This window comes from Pseudomonas sp. GM84 (assembly GCF_000282535.1).
Taxonomy (GTDB): domain Bacteria; phylum Pseudomonadota; class Gammaproteobacteria; order Pseudomonadales; family Pseudomonadaceae; genus Aquipseudomonas.
In genome coordinates this window covers 1-15746 of sequence record NZ_AKJC01000188.1, presented here as the reverse complement: position 1 = coordinate 15746, position 15746 = coordinate 1, and the positions used below count along the sequence as shown (strand labels likewise).

At 63.8% G+C, this 15746-nt stretch carries 14 protein-coding genes; 6 read left to right on the top strand and 8 right to left on the bottom strand.

From position 1 onward, the window contains the following. Positions 1–34: 34 nt before the first annotated feature. Complete coding sequence (locus tag PMI38_RS15825; protein ID WP_008095816.1) at positions 35–1426, bottom strand: L-cystine transporter; 1392 nt, start codon at positions 1424–1426, stop codon at positions 35–37. 242 nt (positions 1427–1668) lie between these two features. On the opposite strand from PMI38_RS15825, the gene PMI38_RS15820 reads away from it, so the two are divergent. Further along, positions 1669–2724 carry a hypothetical protein gene (locus PMI38_RS15820; protein ID WP_008095815.1) on the top strand — a complete coding sequence of 352 codons (1056 nt, stop codon included), beginning with the start codon at positions 1669–1671 and terminating at the stop codon, positions 2722–2724. A 179-nt stretch (positions 2725–2903) separates the two neighbouring features. On the opposite strand, the gene ilvD is transcribed toward PMI38_RS15820, so the two are convergent. Beyond that, positions 2904–4745 carry a dihydroxy-acid dehydratase gene (gene ilvD, locus PMI38_RS15815; protein ID WP_008095814.1) on the bottom strand — a complete coding sequence of 614 codons (1842 nt, stop codon included), beginning with the start codon at positions 4743–4745 and terminating at the stop codon, positions 2904–2906. Between the two features lie 480 nt (positions 4746–5225). Here ilvD and mgtE point away from each other — a divergent pair, with 480 nt between their 5' ends. Then, a complete protein-coding gene (mgtE, locus tag PMI38_RS15810) occupies positions 5226–6281 on the top strand; it encodes a magnesium transporter (protein ID WP_008095812.1) in 1056 nt (351 codons plus the stop codon). Between the two features lie 47 nt (positions 6282–6328). Here the strand turns inward: mgtE and PMI38_RS15805 are convergent, their stop codons facing one another. Beyond that, positions 6329–7525, bottom strand: a complete 1197-nt coding sequence (locus PMI38_RS15805) for a class I SAM-dependent rRNA methyltransferase (RefSeq protein ID WP_008095810.1) — start codon at positions 7523–7525, stop codon at positions 6329–6331. Between the two features lie 262 nt (positions 7526–7787). On the opposite strand from PMI38_RS15805, the gene PMI38_RS15800 reads away from it, so the two are divergent. Both PMI38_RS15800 and mutM read left to right on the top strand, forming a co-directional pair. Continuing rightward, entirely contained in the window at positions 7788–8606 is an 819-nt protein-coding gene (locus PMI38_RS15800) for an HDOD domain-containing protein (RefSeq protein WP_177324915.1), read from the top strand. A 3-nt stretch (positions 8607–8609) separates the two neighbouring features. Then, entirely contained in the window at positions 8610–9422 is an 813-nt protein-coding gene (gene mutM / locus PMI38_RS15795; RefSeq protein ID WP_008095806.1) for a bifunctional DNA-formamidopyrimidine glycosylase/DNA-(apurinic or apyrimidinic site) lyase, read from the top strand. Between the two features lie 96 nt (positions 9423–9518). Here the strand turns inward: mutM and PMI38_RS15790 are convergent, their stop codons facing one another. The 5 genes from PMI38_RS15790 to PMI38_RS15770 all read right to left on the bottom strand — a co-directional run bounded on the left by PMI38_RS15790 (position 9519) and on the right by PMI38_RS15770 (position 14016). Continuing rightward, the gene (locus PMI38_RS15790; RefSeq protein ID WP_008095804.1) at positions 9519–9770 is read right to left on the bottom strand and encodes a YfhL family 4Fe-4S dicluster ferredoxin; all 252 of its coding nucleotides are present in this window, start codon (positions 9768–9770) and stop codon (positions 9519–9521) included. Between the two features lie 108 nt (positions 9771–9878). After that, positions 9879–10358 carry a pantetheine-phosphate adenylyltransferase gene (coaD, locus tag PMI38_RS15785; RefSeq protein WP_008095803.1) on the bottom strand — a complete coding sequence of 160 codons (480 nt, stop codon included), beginning with the start codon at positions 10356–10358 and terminating at the stop codon, positions 9879–9881. A 111-nt stretch (positions 10359–10469) separates the two neighbouring features. Further along, a complete protein-coding gene (locus tag PMI38_RS15780; RefSeq protein ID WP_008095801.1) occupies positions 10470–12068 on the bottom strand; it encodes a GMC family oxidoreductase in 1599 nt (532 codons plus the stop codon). A 21-nt stretch (positions 12069–12089) separates the two neighbouring features. After that, positions 12090–12575 (bottom strand): hypothetical protein, encoded by a 486-nt coding sequence (locus tag PMI38_RS15775; RefSeq protein WP_008095800.1) that lies wholly within the window; start codon positions 12573–12575, stop codon positions 12090–12092. Between the two features lie 10 nt (positions 12576–12585). Further along, complete coding sequence (locus tag PMI38_RS15770) at positions 12586–14016, bottom strand: coniferyl aldehyde dehydrogenase (protein WP_008095799.1); 1431 nt, start codon at positions 14014–14016, stop codon at positions 12586–12588. Between the two features lie 151 nt (positions 14017–14167). Between PMI38_RS15770 and PMI38_RS15765 the strand changes: the two genes are divergently transcribed. Together PMI38_RS15765 and PMI38_RS15760 are read left to right on the top strand one after the other, a co-directional pair. Further along, positions 14168–14833: a TetR/AcrR family transcriptional regulator gene (locus tag PMI38_RS15765; RefSeq protein ID WP_008095798.1), complete on the top strand. Its 666-nt coding sequence runs from the start codon at positions 14168–14170 to the stop codon at positions 14831–14833. 34 nt (positions 14834–14867) lie between these two features. Continuing rightward, positions 14868–15722: a sulfurtransferase gene (locus PMI38_RS15760; protein ID WP_008095795.1), complete on the top strand. Its 855-nt coding sequence runs from the start codon at positions 14868–14870 to the stop codon at positions 15720–15722. The last annotated feature ends 24 nt before the right edge of the window (positions 15723–15746 follow it).

Below are 15746 nucleotides of genomic sequence, written 5' to 3'. Positions count from 1 at the left end.
CGGCGATTGGGCTGCAAAGCAGCCCCACGCAATCTCAGGAATGGCTCAACTCGGCATGCTCGTCATCGGCCAGCACGCCCTTGTCGGTCTCTTTCAACAGCTGGCTAGTCACCACACCCGCCGTCATCGACCCATTCACGTTCAACGCCGTGCGCCCCATGTCGATCAGCGGCTCCACCGAGATCAGCAGCGCCACCAGTTCAACCGGCAAGCCCATGGCCGGCAGCACGATCAGCGCAGCGAAGGTGGCCCCGCCACCCACACCCGCGACACCGGCCGAACTCAGGGTGACGATCGCCACCAGGGTCGCGATCCACAGTGGGTCGAAGGTATCGATACCCACCGCAGGCGCCACCATCACCGCCAACATCGCCGGGTACAGGCCGGCACAGCCGTTCTGGCCGATGGTCGCACCGAACGAGGCACTGAAGCTGGCGATCGATTGCGGCACACCCAGGCGGCGTGTCTGCGCCTCGATGTTCAGCGGGATGCTCGCTGCGCTGGAGCGGCTGGTGAAGGCGAAGGTCAGCACCGGCCAGACCTTGCGGAAGAAGCGCAGCGGGCTGACGCCGGTGATGGCGAGGATGATGCCGTGCACCACGAACATCAGGCCCAGACCGATGTACGACACCACCACGAAGCTGCCCAGCTTGAGGATGTCGTCGAAGTTGGAGCTGGCCACCACTTTGGTCATCAGCGCCAGCACGCCGTAAGGGGTCAGCTTCATCACCAGGCGCACCAGGCGCATCACCCAGGCTTGCAGGGTGTCGATGGCCGACAGCGCACGTCCGCCTTTCTCGGCGTCGTCCTTGATCAGTTGCAGTGCGGCCAGGCCCACGAACACGGCGAAGATCACCACGCTGATGATCGAGGTCGGCTTGGCCCGTGCCAGGTCGCCCACCGGGTTGCTGGGCACGAACGACAGCAGCAGCTGCGGGATGTTGAGGTCGGCGACCTTGCCGGCATAGTCACTGTGGATGGCCTGCAGGCGTGCGCTCTCCTGTACGCCGGCTACCAGCCCTTCGGCGCTCAGGCCGAACAGGTTGGTCAAGGCCACGCCGATCAGCGCGGCGATGGCGGTGGTCAGCAGCAGCGTGCCGATGCTCAGCACGCTGATGCGTCCCAGCGACGAAGCGTTGTGCAGGCGGGCCACGGCGCTGAGGATCGAGGCGAAGATCAGCGGCATGACGATCATCTGCAGCAGGCCGACGTAGCCGTTGCCGACCAGATCGAGCCAAGCGATGGTGGCTTTCAGTACCGGATGGCCAGCACCGTAGATCGTGTGCAGCACCAGGCCGAACACCACGCCCAGCACCAGGCCGAGCAAGACCTTCTTGGCCAGGCTCCAGTCGGTACGGCGGGTTTGCGCCAGGCCCAGCAGCAAGGCCAGGAACGCCAGCAGGTTGAGAGACAACGGCAGGTTCATTGAAGCTCCAGGAAAAAGCAGAAGAGGCATCGCCTCTGTGAGCGATTGCGAACGGAAATGCTAACAGCCTGAAAACAAACGAATTTATACCCAAAAGTAATTTGCTTAGTCGCTAATGGAATAACGGTTTGTCGCAAATAGCAATAAACACGGCGTTTACGGCTGCACAAAGGTCGTTGTGAGGGGCGCCGGGCAGGCATTCCTGGACTAGTTTTTCCGGGATTATTTCAGGAGATCCGCACATGAAGTTCGCTCCGAAAGCCTTGGCCCTTGGTTTGTCCTTGCTGTTCAGTGTCGAAAGCTGGGCCACCGAGCTCAAGCATTGGCCAGCGGAAGCGGCCAAGCAGCTCGATGCCATGATTGCCGCCAATGCCAACAAAGGTAACTACGCGGTATTCGACATGGACAACACCAGCTACCGTTTTGACCTCGAAGAAGCGCTGCTGCCGTTCATGGAGAACAAGGGGCTGCTGACCCGTGACAAGCTCGACCCCTCGCTCAAGCTGATGCCGTTCAAGGACACCGCCACGCACAAGGAAAGCCTGTTCAGTTATTACTATCGCCTGTGCGAAGTCGACGACATGGTCTGCTACCCGTGGGTGGCCCAGGTGTTTTCCGGCTTCACCCTCAAGGAACTGAAGGCCCAGGTCGATGAGCTGATGGCCTCGGGCAAGCCAGTCCCCAGCACCTATTTCGAGGGCGATCAGGTCAAGACCATCGAGGTGCAGCCGCCCAAGGTCTTCACCGGCCAGGCCGAGCTGTACAACAAGCTGATGGAGAACGGCATCGAGGTCTACGTGATCTCGGCGGCTTCGGAGGAGCTGGTGCGGATGGTCGCCTCTGACCCCAAGTACGGCTACAACGTGAAACCCGAGAATGTGATTGGCGTCAGCCTGCTGCTCAAGGACCGTGCCAGCGGCCAGCTGACCACGGCGCGCAAGCAGATCACCGAGGGTAAATACGATGCCAAGGCCAACGACAGCCTGGAGATGACGCCCTACCTGTGGACACCCGCTACCTGGATGGCCGGCAAGCAAGCGGCGATCCTCACCTATATCGATGAATGGAAGAAACCGGTACTGGTGGGTGGGGATACGCCGACCAGTGATGGCTACATGCAGTTCCATGGGGTGGATGTGGACAAGGGTGGCATCCATCTGTGGATAAATCGCAAGGCCAAGTACATGGACCAGCTGAATGGGATGATCTCCAAGCAGGCGGCGGCGCAGGCCAAGGAAGGGTTGCCGGTGACGGCGGACAAGAACTGGGTGATCGTGACGCCCGAGCAGATTCAGTAGGAATTCGGGTTGCCCTTGCCGGCCCTTTCGCGGGACAAGCCCGCTCCCACAAGTACGCCACAGCCTTCAAGTACTGTGGTGTATCTGTGGGAGCGGGCTTGTCCCGCGAATGGGCCGGTACAGACATAAAAAAACCGGCGCTCAGGGCGCCGGTTTTCTTGTTTCACACCATCAAGGCCTCACAGCCCTTCCAGCATCGCCTTGTTACGCACAGCCCCCTTGTCGGCGCTGGTCGCCAGCAGGGCGTAGGCCTTCAGTGCGGTGGTCACCTTGCGCGGGCGCACTTCGACCGGCTTCCAGCCCTTCTTGTCCTGCTCCACGCGACGCGCGGCCAGCTCTTCATCGCTGACCTGCAGGTTGATCGAACGGTTAGGGATGTCGATCAACACCTTGTCGCCGTCGCGCACCAGGCCGATGGCGCCGCCAGCGGCGGCTTCCGGCGAGGCGTGGCCGATCGACAGGCCCGAGGTACCGCCCGAGAAGCGACCGTCGGTGAGCAGGGCGCAGGCTTTACCCAGGCCCTTGGATTTCAGGTACGAAGTCGGGTAGAGCATCTCTTGCATGCCCGGGCCGCCTTTCGGGCCTTCGTAACGGATGATGACGATATCGCCGGCCTTCACTTCATCGGCCAGGATGCCGCGCACGGCGCTGTCCTGGCTTTCGAAGATCTTCGCGTTGCCTTCGAACACGTGGATCGACTCGTCGACACCGGCGGTCTTCACCACGCAACCGTCGAGCGCGATGTTGCCGTACAGCACGGCCAGGCCGCCTTCTTGCGAGTAGGCGTGCTCGAAACTGCGGATGCAGCCGTTCTCGCGGTCGTCGTCGAGGGTTTCCCAACGGGTCGACTGGCTGAACGCGGTCTGGGTCGGGATACCGGCCGGGCCGGCCTTGAAGAAGGTGTGCACCGCTTCGTCATCGGTCTGGGTGATGTCCCACTTGGCGATGGCTTCTTCCATGCTGCGGCTGTGCACGGTCGGCAGGTCGGTGTGCAGCAGGCCGCCACGGGCCAGCGAGCCGAGGATGCTGAAGATGCCACCGGCGCGGTGGACGTCCTCCATGTGGTACTTCTGGATGTTCGGCGCCACCTTGCACAGCTGCGGCACCTTGCGCGACAGGCGATCGATGTCGCGCAGGTCGAAGTCGACCTCGCCTTCCTGGGCGGCGGCCAGCAGGTGCAGGATGGTGTTGGTCGAACCGCCCATGGCGATGTCGAGCATCATGGCGTTCTCGAACGCCTTGAAGTTGGCGATGCTGCGCGGCAGCACCGACTCATCGTTGTCGCCGTAGTAGCGCTTGCACAGCTCGACGATGGTGCGGCCAGCGGTGAGGAACAGCTGCTCGCGGTCGGCGTGGGTCGCCAGGGTCGAGCCGTTGCCCGGCAGGGCCAGGCCCAGGGCTTCGGTCAGGCAGTTCATCGAGTTGGCGGTGAACATGCCGGAGCAGGAACCGCAGGTCGGGCAGGCGCTGCGCTCGTACTCGGCAACCTTCTCGTCGGAGGCCGTGGAGTCGGCGGCGATGACCATGGCGTCGACCAGGTCCAGGCCGTGGCTGGCAAGCTTGGTCTTGCCGGCTTCCATCGGGCCGCCGGAAACGAAGATCACCGGGATGTTCAGGCGCAGGGCGGCCATCAGCATGCCGGGGGTGATCTTGTCGCAGTTGGAGATGCAGACGATGGCGTCGGCACAGTGGGCGTTGACCATGTACTCGACGGCGTCGGCGATGATCTCGCGGCTCGGCAGGGAATAGAGCATGCCGTCATGGCCCATGGCGATGCCGTCGTCGACCGCGATGGTGTTGAACTCCTTGGCCACGCCACCGGCGCGTTCGATCTCGCGGGCAACCAGCTGGCCCAGGTCCTTCAGGTGCACATGACCTGGGACGAACTGGGTGAACGAGTTGGCGATGGCGATGATCGGTTTCTTGAAATCTTCGTCCTTCATCCCGGTGGCGCGCCACAGGGCACGGGCACCGGCCATGTTGCGGCCGTGGGTGGAGGTCTTGGAACGATAATCAGGCATGAAGCGCTCCTGGCGGTAAATCAGGTCACAAAAAGGGAAGTGAGCTTCTCTTGTCCTTTGCACCGCAGGCCGGTTGCCACTGGCACGGATGGGGGCCGAAGACACTACGGGATCGCCGCATGCTTGGCCAGAGCTCATAAACCCGCCGGGGGATGACTGGCGATGAATAGGCCGATTCTACACCGCTGGCGCGGCGAGGGAATGGCGATGTGTCTGGGCGGTGGTTTTGCACGAATGGCCGGTTGTTGTAGGACGCTTCCGAAATACACCCAGCAGGGCTGACAACACCCTCCGAAGCTTCTTAATATCCGCCGCGCCGCATGTGCGGCTTCACGAGACACGACCTTAATGGACCTTCCCAGTTTCGGTTCACACAGAACCTGCAAATTGGCACTGAGCGCGCCGCCGCCAGGGCTGCCGAGGGCTTGAGTCCATGTGACTGAGGTCTGTGGGCGCCTGCGTCGGCGCCTGGAGAACCTCATGCAACACACTTGCGAATTCCGTGATACCCCGCTCACCCTGCGCCAGGCTGCCCAGGCCCGGCGCGATGATTTCCTGCACCCGGACGGCTACGGCGAAGGCACGGCTGGCAGCTTGATGACCAGTGAGTACTCAAGCCTCGACGCCGGCCTTACCGCCAGCCAGGCCATCGACATGCTGCGCCGGGAAGCGGCGGATGCCGAAACCATCTACCAGTCCTACGTGCTCGACGGGCAGCGCAACCTGCTGGGGACGCTGTCCTTGCGCGAGCTGATCCTGGCGGCGCCGGACGAGCCCATCGAGCGCATCATGGTGCGCAATGTCATCTGCGTCTGTTCCAGTACCCGCCAGGAAGAGGTCGCGCGCAAGATCCGCGAGCATGACCTGCTGGCCGTGCCGGTACTGGACGAGGTCGGGCGCCTGGTGGGCATCGTCACCTGCGACGAGGCGCTCGACGTGGTGGTGGATGAAGCCACCGAGGATTTCCACAAGGGCGCCTCGATTACCAACCATGTCGGCAACCTGCGTGATGCCACGGTCAGCCTGCTGTACCGCAAGCGCGTGCTGTGGCTGGTGCTGCTGGTGTTCGTCAACCTGTTCTCGGGGGCGGGCATTGCGGCGTTCGAAGAAACCATTGCCGCGCATATCGTGCTGGTGTTCTTCCTGCCGTTGCTGGTGGACAGCGGTGGCAATGCCGGGGCGCAATCGGCAACCTTGATGGTGCGCGGCCTGGCGACGGGCGAAGTGGTCATGCGTGACTGGCTGCGCATGCTGGGAAGGGAGTGCGGGGTCGCGTTGGCGCTCGGTGGCACCATGGCACTGGCGGTTGCATCGCTCGGGGCGCTGCGAGGCGGGCCGGAGATCGCCCTGATCGTTGCCAGCAGCATGCTGGTGATCGTGTTGCTGGGCAGCCTGATCGGCATGAGCCTGCCCTTCATGTTCACCAGGCTCAAGCTTGATCCAGCGACTGCCAGTGGGCCGCTGGTCACCTCCATCGCCGATGCGGCGGGGGTGCTGGTGTACTTCGGGATCGCTTCGTACGTGCTGGATATCTGAAATGAAAATGGGGCCGCAATGCGGCCCCATTTCTATGCGTTTGCCAATCAGCTGTTAGGCAGCAAACGGCAGGTAATGCTCTTGATGTAGCGGGTTTCGGCAATTGCCGGGTGCACCGGGTGGTCCGGGCCCTGGCCGCCGCGCTCGAGCAGTTGCAGGTTGCGGTCCAGGTGACGGGCGCTGGTCAGCAGGATGTTGTTCAGGTCGTCTTCAGGCAGGTGCATCGAGCACGAGGCGCTGACCAGGATGCCGTCCTTGTTCAACATGCGCATGGCCTGTTCGTTGAGGCGGCGGTAGGCCGCTTCGCCGTTTTTCAGGTCTTTCTTGCGCTTGATGAAGGCGGGTGGGTCGGCAATGATCACGTCGAAACGCTCTTCGGCAGCTTTCAGCTCGCGCAGGGCTTCGAACACGTCACCTTCGATGCAGGTCACTTTTTCGCTGATGCCATTGAGTGCGGCGTTACGCTCGACGCCATCCAGGGCAAAGCCCGAGGCATCGACACAGAACACTTCGCTGGCGCCGAATGCGCCTGCCTGCACACCCCAGCCACCGATGTAGCTGAACAGGTCGAGCACACGCTTGCCTTTGACATAGGGTGCCAGGCGCGCGCGGTTCATGCGGTGGTCGTAGAACCAGCCGGTTTTCTGACCTTCGCGGACCGGCGCTTCGAACTTGACGCCGTTCTCTTCCAGCGCGACCCAGTCGGGTACTTCGCCGTAGACGGTTTCGACGTAGCGCTGCAGGCCTTCGGCGTCACGGGCGGCAGAATCGTTCTTGAACAGGATGCCGCTTGGCTTGATCACCTGAACCAGGGCGGCGATCACGTCATCCTTGTGCTGTTCCATGGTGGCCGAGGCCAGCTGTACCACGAGGATATCGAAGAAGCGGTCGACCACCAGGCCTGGCAGCAGGTCGGAGTCGCCGTAGACCAGCCGGTAGCACGGCTGGTCGAACAGGCGCTGGCGCAGGGACAGGGCGACGTTGAGGCGGTGCACCAGCAACGACTTGTCCAGCGGCAGCTTGATGTCACGCGACAGCAGGCGGGCGCAGATCAGGTTGTTCGGGCTCAGCGCCACGATGCCCAACGGCTTGCCATTGGCTGCCTCGAGGATCGCCTGCTGGCCGGCCTGAAGGCCTTGCAGCGGGGTCGCGGCGACGTCGACTTCGTTGCTGTAGACCCACAGGTGGCCGGCGCGCAGGCGGCGGTCGGCATTGGCTTTGAGGCGAAGGCTGGGCAGGGACATGACGTCGCTCCGGGAAAAAAGAGCGGGAGTATAACCGGTTGGCCCTGGAATCGGGGCGGGGCACGACAAAGTGCGGGCTTCATCGCCGGCAAGCCGGCTCCCACAGGGGCAACCGCTCTCTTGAGCAAGGGGGGGACTTGTCCTGTGAAGGGGGCGGCCTAGACGCGATCCAGTGCTAGAATCCTCCGTCCTCAACGAGTGTGCACGCATGTCCCAAGAACTCAGCGCCGAACAGATCCAGCAAGCCTTGCAAGGCATCACCATTCCGCCGCAACCGCAGATCATGGTCGACCTGCAGTTCGAGCAGTACATGCCCGACCCGGACCTGGACACCATCGCCAAGCTGATTTCCCAGGACCCCGGCCTGTCTGGCGCCTTGCTCAAGCTGGTCAACTCGGCGCACTTCGGCCTGGCCAACAAGATTGGGTCGATCCAGCGTGCAGTCAATTTGCTGGGTAGCCGCTCCATCATCAACCTGATCAACGCCCAGTCGATCAAGGGCGAGATGAGCGACGAGACCATCGTCACCCTCAACCGTTTCTGGGACACCGCCCAGGACGTGGCCATGACCTGCCTGACCCTGGCCAAGCGCACGGGCATCCAGGCGGCAGACGAGGCCTACACCCTTGGGCTGTTCCATGATTGCGGCGTGCCGCTGATGCTCAAGCGCTTCCCCAATTACATGCAGGTGCTGGAAGAGGCCTATGCCAGCGCCAGCGCAGAAACCCGGGTGGTCGATACCGAAAACCGCACTTTCAACACCAACCACTCGGTAGTCGGCTACTTCACGGCCAAGTCGTGGCGACTGCCGGAGCACATCAGCGCGGCCATCGCCAACCACCACAACGCGCTGGCCGTGTTCCGCGAGGAGTCGTCGCGCAATACCCAGAACCAGCTGAAGAACCTGCTGGCGGTACTGAAGATGGCCGAGCACATCTGCGCTTCCTACCGGGTGCTGGGCAACCAGGCCGTCGACCACGAGTGGCATGCGGTCGGCCCGCTGGTACTGGACTACATCGGCTTGTCGGAGTACGACTTCGAGAACCTCAAACAGACCATTCGCGAGCTGGGCGGGCACTGATCCATGCCAGAACTACCCGAAGTCGAGACGACCCGGCGCGGTATTGCGCCACATCTGCAAGGCCAGCGTGTCAGCCGCGTGGTGGTGCGTGACCGGCGCCTGCGCTGGCCGATTCCCGAGGACCTGGACGTGCGACTGTCCGGGCAACGTATCGTCAGCGTCGAGCGGCGTGCCAAGTACCTGCTGATCAATGCCGAGGTGGGCACGCTGATCAGCCACCTGGGCATGTCGGGCAACTTGCGGCTGGTCGAGGTCGGGCTGCCGGCAGGCAAGCACGAGCATGTCGATATCGAGCTGGAGTCGGGGCTGATGCTGCGCTACACCGACCCGCGGCGTTTCGGTGCCATGCTCTGGAGCCTCGACCCGCTGAACCATGAGCTGCTGCTGCGCCTGGGGCCAGAGCCGCTGACCGACCTGTTCGACGGCGAGCGCCTGTTCCAGCTGTCACGCGGGCGGTCGATGGCGGTCAAGCCGTTCATCATGGACAACGCGGTGGTGGTGGGGGTGGGCAACATTTACGCGACCGAAGCGCTGTTCGCCGCGGGTATCGACCCCCGGCGGGAAGCGGGCGGGATTTCGAGGGCGCGCTATCTGAAGCTGGCCATCGAGATCAAGCGCGTGCTGGCGGCGGCCATTGAACAGGGCGGGACCACCCTGCGCGATTTCATTGGCGGTGATGGGCAGCCGGGATACTTCCAGCAGGAGCTGTTCGTCTATGGGCGCGGCGGGATGCCGTGCAAGCTGTGCGGCACGACATTGCGCGAGGTGAAGCTGGGGCAGCGGGCGAGCGTGTACTGCCCGCGCTGCCAGCGCTGAATCTCAAGGCCCAATCGCCGGCAAGCCGGCTCCCACAAAAGAGCACACAGTACTCTGTGGGAGCCGGCTTGCCGGCGATAGGGGGCACTGCTGAAATCAGGCCTTGCCAGTGATGCGGCGATACTTGGCCATCAGCTCATCTTCGGTTTCCGGGTGCGCTTCATCCAGCGGGATGCAGTCGACCGGGCAGACCTGCTGGCACTGCGGCTCATCGTAGTGACCCACGCACTGAGTGCACAGGTTCGGGTCGATCACGTAGATCTCTTCGCCTTGGGAGATGGCCTCGTTCGGGCACTCGGGTTCGCAGACGTCGCAGTTGATGCAATCGTCGGTGATGATCAGGGACATGGGGACTCCGGCCGGGGCTCTGCGCCCGGGCATGTTCAACGCAATGGGCACAATTGTGCCGCATTCGCGCCCGCAGTGCACGCGGGCGCGATAATCAGGCGCTTGGGCTTACTTCTTGAACCGTTCGGTCAATGCCTCGGCCACGATCGGGTGGACGAACTTGCTGATATCACCGCCCAGCGCGGCGATTTCCCGCACTAACGTCGAGGAAATGAACGAATACCGCTCCGAAGGGGTGAGGAACAGGCTCTCGACGTCGGGCGCCAGTTGCCGGTTCATGTTCGCCAGCTGGAATTCGTACTCGAAGTCCGAAACCGCGCGCAGGCCCCGCAGGAAGACGTTGGCGCCCTGTTCCTTGGCGAAGTGCGCCAGCAGCGAAGAGAAGCCGATGACTTCGACATTGGGCAGGTGCTGGGTGACCTCACGGGCCAGCGCCACCCGCTGCTCCAGGGGGAACAGGGGGTTTTTCTTCGGGCTGGCCGCCACCGCGATGATCACGTGGTCGAAAAGCCGCGAGGCGCGTTCGACCAGGTCGCCATGGCCTTTGGTAATGGGGTCGAAAGTACCCGGGTACAACACTCGGTTCATCGCGTCATCCTGGCTGGAGTGCGTTGGGGAGTCGGATGGTAGCGCAGCGATTGCGCCCGGCCAAGTCATCCGGCCGGCTGATGGCACTATAGACAGGGGCCGTATTCGTTGTCATGCACTGTGTGCCAGGCGGGCGACCAGGGCTTCGCTGAGCTTTGCGCTCAGTGCGTACACCGACAATTGAGGGTTGGCGCCGATGCTGGTGGGGAACAGCGAACCGTCATGAATCGACAGGTTTTCCAGCTGATGATGGCGGCCCAGGCTGTCGCACACCGCCTGGCGCGGGTCTTCGCCCATGGCGCAGCCGCCCATGACATGGGCGCTGCCCAGGCGTGTACGGAACAGATCCAGGTCCAAGCCGTCGATCATGCCTAGCGTCTGCGCCAGGTCGGTCGTGGCGCGGGCATCGCTGTGCAGCGGGGTAACGTGGGTGGCGCCCGCGGCGAACTGGATCTGCGCCATGCTGCGGTAGGCCCGGCGCAGGCCATCGCGCAGGTAGTCGCTGACCGGGTAGTCGAGCACCGGGGAACCATCGCCACGCAACGCCACCGTGCCACCAGGGCTTTGCGGGTGGAAACCGTCCCGCAGCAGCGCGAGCATGACGTGGGTGTGCGGCAGTTCAGCCATGCGCCGGGCATTGTCGGTGCCATGGCCGCCGAGCAAGGTGCTGGCCAGGGCCGGGTGCAGGGGCGGCACTTCCAACTTGTAGCCCACTGCGCCGTCGACGCCGTCCTGCCACTGGAAGTGGTCGCTGTAGATGGATTGCGGGGCGCCATGGAAGGGGTCGATACGTTCGTCGAAGCGTGCCGCGCTGAAATTCACCAGGTGCAGGAAGGTGCGCTTGCCCAGGCGGTCGTGGGGGTCGGGCGCCTTGGAGCGCAGCAGCATGGCGGGGCTGTTGATGCCGCCGCCGGCGAGGATGTAGTGCCGAGCGCGAACCCTGATGCTTCGCCCCGTTGGCTGTATTCCTTGGGCATCCAGGGCTTGGCAGTGCAACTGGGCAATGCGTTCGCCGTCGTGCTCGAAGCGCTCGGCACGCGCCAGGTACAGCAGCTCGCCACCGTTTTCGAGCAGGGCGGGAATGCGCGTGACCAGCATCGACTGCTTGGCGTTGACCGGGCAGCCCATGCCGCAATAGCCGAGGTTCCAGCAACCCCGCACATTGCGCGGGATCACCGCCCAGCGGTAGCCGAGCTGCTCGCAACCGCGGCGCAGCACATCGTTGTTGGCGTTGGGCGGCATGGCCCAGGGGCTGATGCCCAGCTCTTGTTCGATACGCTCGAACCAAGGGCGCATTTCAGCTTCGCCCAGGCCTTTCACAGCGTGCGCCGTGGCCCAGTGGGCCAAGGTCTGCGCTGGCGTGTGAAAGCTCGAAGTCCAGTTGACCAGCGTCGTTCCACCCACCGCCCGGCCCTGCAGGATCGTGATGGCGCCATCCTTGCTCATCCTGCCCAGGCCTTCCTGATACAGGCTGGCATAGGCTTCGCTCTCCAGCAGGTGGAAGTCGCTGCTGGTTTTCAGGGGGCCTTCCTCGATCAGCAGCACCTTGAACCCTGCAGCGCTGAGGATCTGCGCGCTGGTGGCGCCGCCTGCGCCGCTACCGATCACGGCAATGTCGGCCTGCAGGGTGAGGTCGTGCTCCAGGCGTGAGCCGTCGCGGGCTATCCAGCCGCGGTCGAGGCCTTGGCGAAACGGGTCGATGACAGGCATTGGCAGGGCTCTTGTCGTGGTTCAGATTTTCGGCGGGCCGGGGTAGCCACAGGCCGCCCAGGCTTCCGGGCGCTCGTACCAGGCCATCTGCAGCAGTTGCAGCAGCGAGGCGTGGCCCATGCGCAGCAGGTTCAGCGAACTGTCCTGCCAACGCTGCAGAAACGCCGTCACCTGATCCGCGCCGGCCTGCTCCCAGGCGCCCCATATGCCCGTCAACGGCCCTCGGGTCAGGGGCAGGCTGAGCACATCGAACAGCTGTCGGGTGAGCTTGAGCATTTCCGGGGACAGCGCTGCCAGCTTGTGGTCGAGGCTGTGCAGCACCAGCACGTCGCTGGCCGCCGTCCCGGCGAGCACCACCGGGATCATGGCGCGCAGCAGTGGCAGGTCGTCGGCGCGCAGTACCTGATAACCACTGGCAGGCGCCTGGGGGCTGCAACCGACCAGGCTGGCGGTGGCCAGGAAGGCGCTTGCGCCCAGGCTGAAACGCAGCAAGTCGCGGCGATGCATGGCGCAGGACTCAGCGGATGAACAGTTTGTAGACCAGGCGCTGCAAGGCCTTGCCATACGGTGGGTAGATCAGGCGCGCCGCATTCAGGCGCTGCTTGGCAAGCACTGCCTTGGCCTTGCTGAAGGTCAGGAAGCCCTCGTGGCCGTGGTAGTGGCCCATGCCGGAAGGGCCGATGCCGCCGAAGGGCAAGTCGTCCTGGGCCACATGCAGCAGGGTGTCGTTGAGGCATACGCCGCCCGAATGGCTGTGCTGCAACACATGTTCCTGCTCGGCACGGGCGTAGCCAAAGTAGTACAGCGCCAAGGGGCGCGGGCGCTGGTTGATGTAGGCCAGCGCATCGTCGAGGCTGTCGTAGGGGACCAGCGGCAGAAGCGGGCCGAAGATCTCGTCCTGCATGACGTGCATGTCGTCGTTCACCTGCAGCAGCAGGTGCGGCGGCAAGCGCCTGCCCTGGCGCGGCTCGTCGGGGTACAGGTCGACTACCCGGGCGCCTTTGGCGCGGGCGTCGTCCAGCAGCTGCTGCAGGCGCTGCAACTGCCGTGGGTTGATGATGGCGCTGTAGTCGGGATTGTCGGCAATACGCGGGTAGAAACGGTGAACCGCATCGCTGTAGGCATCGCTGAAGGCTTCGAGGCGCTCGCGTGGCACCAGTACGTAGTCGGGGGCCACGCAGGTCTGGCCGGCGTTGAGGGTCTTGCCGAAGGCGATGCGCTCGGCGGCAGCGTCCAGCGGTACGCTGGCCGAAACGATGGCCGGCGACTTGCCGCCCAGCTCGAGCGTCACCGGGGTCAGGTTTTGCGCGGCGGCCAGCATGACCTGGCGACCGACGCTGGTGGCGCCGGTGAACAGCAGGTGATCGAAGGGCAGCCTGGCGAATGCCTGGCCCACCGCCACTTCGCCCAGCACCACGCTGACCAGGTCCTCAGGGAACACCCGCTCCAGCAAGGTCTTCAGCGCCTGGGCACTGGCCGGCGTGGCCTCGCTGAGCTTGAGCATCACGCGATTGCCCGCGGCCAGGGCGCAGGTCAGCGGGCCGATGGCGAGGAACAACGGGTAGTTCCACGGCACGATGATGCCCACCACCCCCAGCGGCTGGTACAGCACGCGCGCACTGGCGGGCTGGAAGGCCAGGCCGACTGCTCTTCTGTCCGGGCGCATCCATCGCCGCAGGTGGCGTTCGGCATGGCGGATGCCTTGTACAGAAGGCAGCAGCTCGGCCAGCAAGGTTTCATCTGCGCTGCGCCCGGAGAAATCCGTGTCGACGGCTTCGATCAGTTGCTGCTGATCCGCCAGCAACGCTTCGCGCAAGCTTTTCAGCCACTGCCGCCGTTGCGCCGCCGGTGGCATCGGGTTGCCGGTGAACGCCTTGCGCTGGGCGGCGAACGTCGCTTCCAGGTCGGTGTCGGAATGCACAGGAGGCAAGGCGATAGGCGAGGTCACGGTGGCATCCCCTCTGGGTTGAGAATGTCTAGAGCCTATACTCTAATTCGTACCATGGTGCGACTTTTTTCCCGGTACCGAGCGGTGCACCCGGGGCGTGTTACACCGTAAGATGAGCCATTATCGAAAGCCTTCAGACTGGGAGCTGAGCATGGCCCCGCGCATGAAGACCCGCGAACGCATCGTGCAGAACAGCCTGGAGCTGTTCAACCAGCAGGGCGAGCGCAGCGTCAGTACCAACCACATTGCCGCGCACATGGAAATGTCGCCCGGCAACCTGTACTACCACTTCCCCAACAAGCAGGCGATCATCGCGCTGCTGTTCAGCCAGTACGAAGAACTGGTGGACAGCTTCCTGCGCCCGCCGCAAGGGCGCGTGGCCACGGTGGAAGACAAGCGCTTCTACCTCAAGGCGCTGCTGGCGGCGATGTGGAACTACCGCTTCCTGCACCGCGATCTGGAGCACCTGCTGGACAGCGACGCCGAACTCGCCGCCCGCTACCGGCGTTTTTCCGAGCGCTGCCTGCGCCAGGGCCAGGCGATCTACCGCGGTTTCGTCGATGCCGGCATCCTGGCCATGGAGCCTGCGCAGATCGAATCGCTGACCATCAACGCCTGGATCGTGCTGACGTCCTGGGTCCGTTTTCTCAGTACCACGCGCGAGCATTCCGCCCACCTGGGTGAAGAAGCCTTCAAGCGCGGCGTCTATCAGGTGCTGGTGCTGGAGCTCGGCTTCGTTACCAATAGCGCGCGCAGTGCCGTGGACGCGTTGTGCCAGGAATTCCACGTTCCCTTCAACCAGGCCCTGGAACAGTAACCAGGGTCTTCGTGCAATCGATCAGGAGACTGTCATGCCCCTTGCGCAATTGATCACCCCGCAGCAGCTGGCCGAGCGTCTGGACTCGCCCAAACTGGTGATCCTGGATTGTCGTTTTGCCCTGGAGGATGCGGATTACGGCCAGCGTAGCTATGCCGAGGGGCATATCGCCGGGGCGCACTTTGCCGACCTGGAAAGGGATTTGAGCGGGCCGGTGAGCAAGGGACGAACCGGGCGCCACCCACTGCCCGATCCGCAGCGTCTGGTCGAGCGGTTGCGCGAGTGGGGGCTGGACGACGACAGCGAGGTGGTGCTCTACGACGATGGCCCTGGTGCCTTTGCCGCACGTGCCTGGTGGCTGTTGGTCTGGCTGGGCAAGCGCAGTGACGTGTCCATTCTCGAGGGTGGCCTCAAGGCCTGGCACGCGGCGCATCTTCCGTTGAGCCTCGATGCACCGGTCAAGCGTGAGGGTTCGTTCAACGGCAAGCCGGACCCCAAGCTGCTGATCGATGCCGAGCACCTGCTCAAGCGTCTGGACAGCCCTGAGCTGACCTTGATCGATGCGCGTGCCTTGCCGCGGTTTCGCGGTGAAGTGGAGCCGATCGACCCGGTTGCCGGGCATATTCCGGGTGCGCAATGTGCAGCCTTTACCGACAACCTGGACGCCCAGGGGCGTTTCCTGGCGCCGGAGCAGCTCAAGCAGCGCTTTGCTGAAAAGCTCGCCGGGCGCGAGCCAGAGCAGTTGGTCGCCTATTGCGGGTCGGGGGTAACGGCCTGCCATAACCTGTTCGCCCTGGCGTTGGCGGGGTATCCACTGGGTCGGTTGTATGCCGGGTCGTGGAGCGAGTGGATCAATGATCCAAAGCGCGGTGTGGCGACGGGCGAGTAAACAGGTCTGGCCTCATCGCCGGCA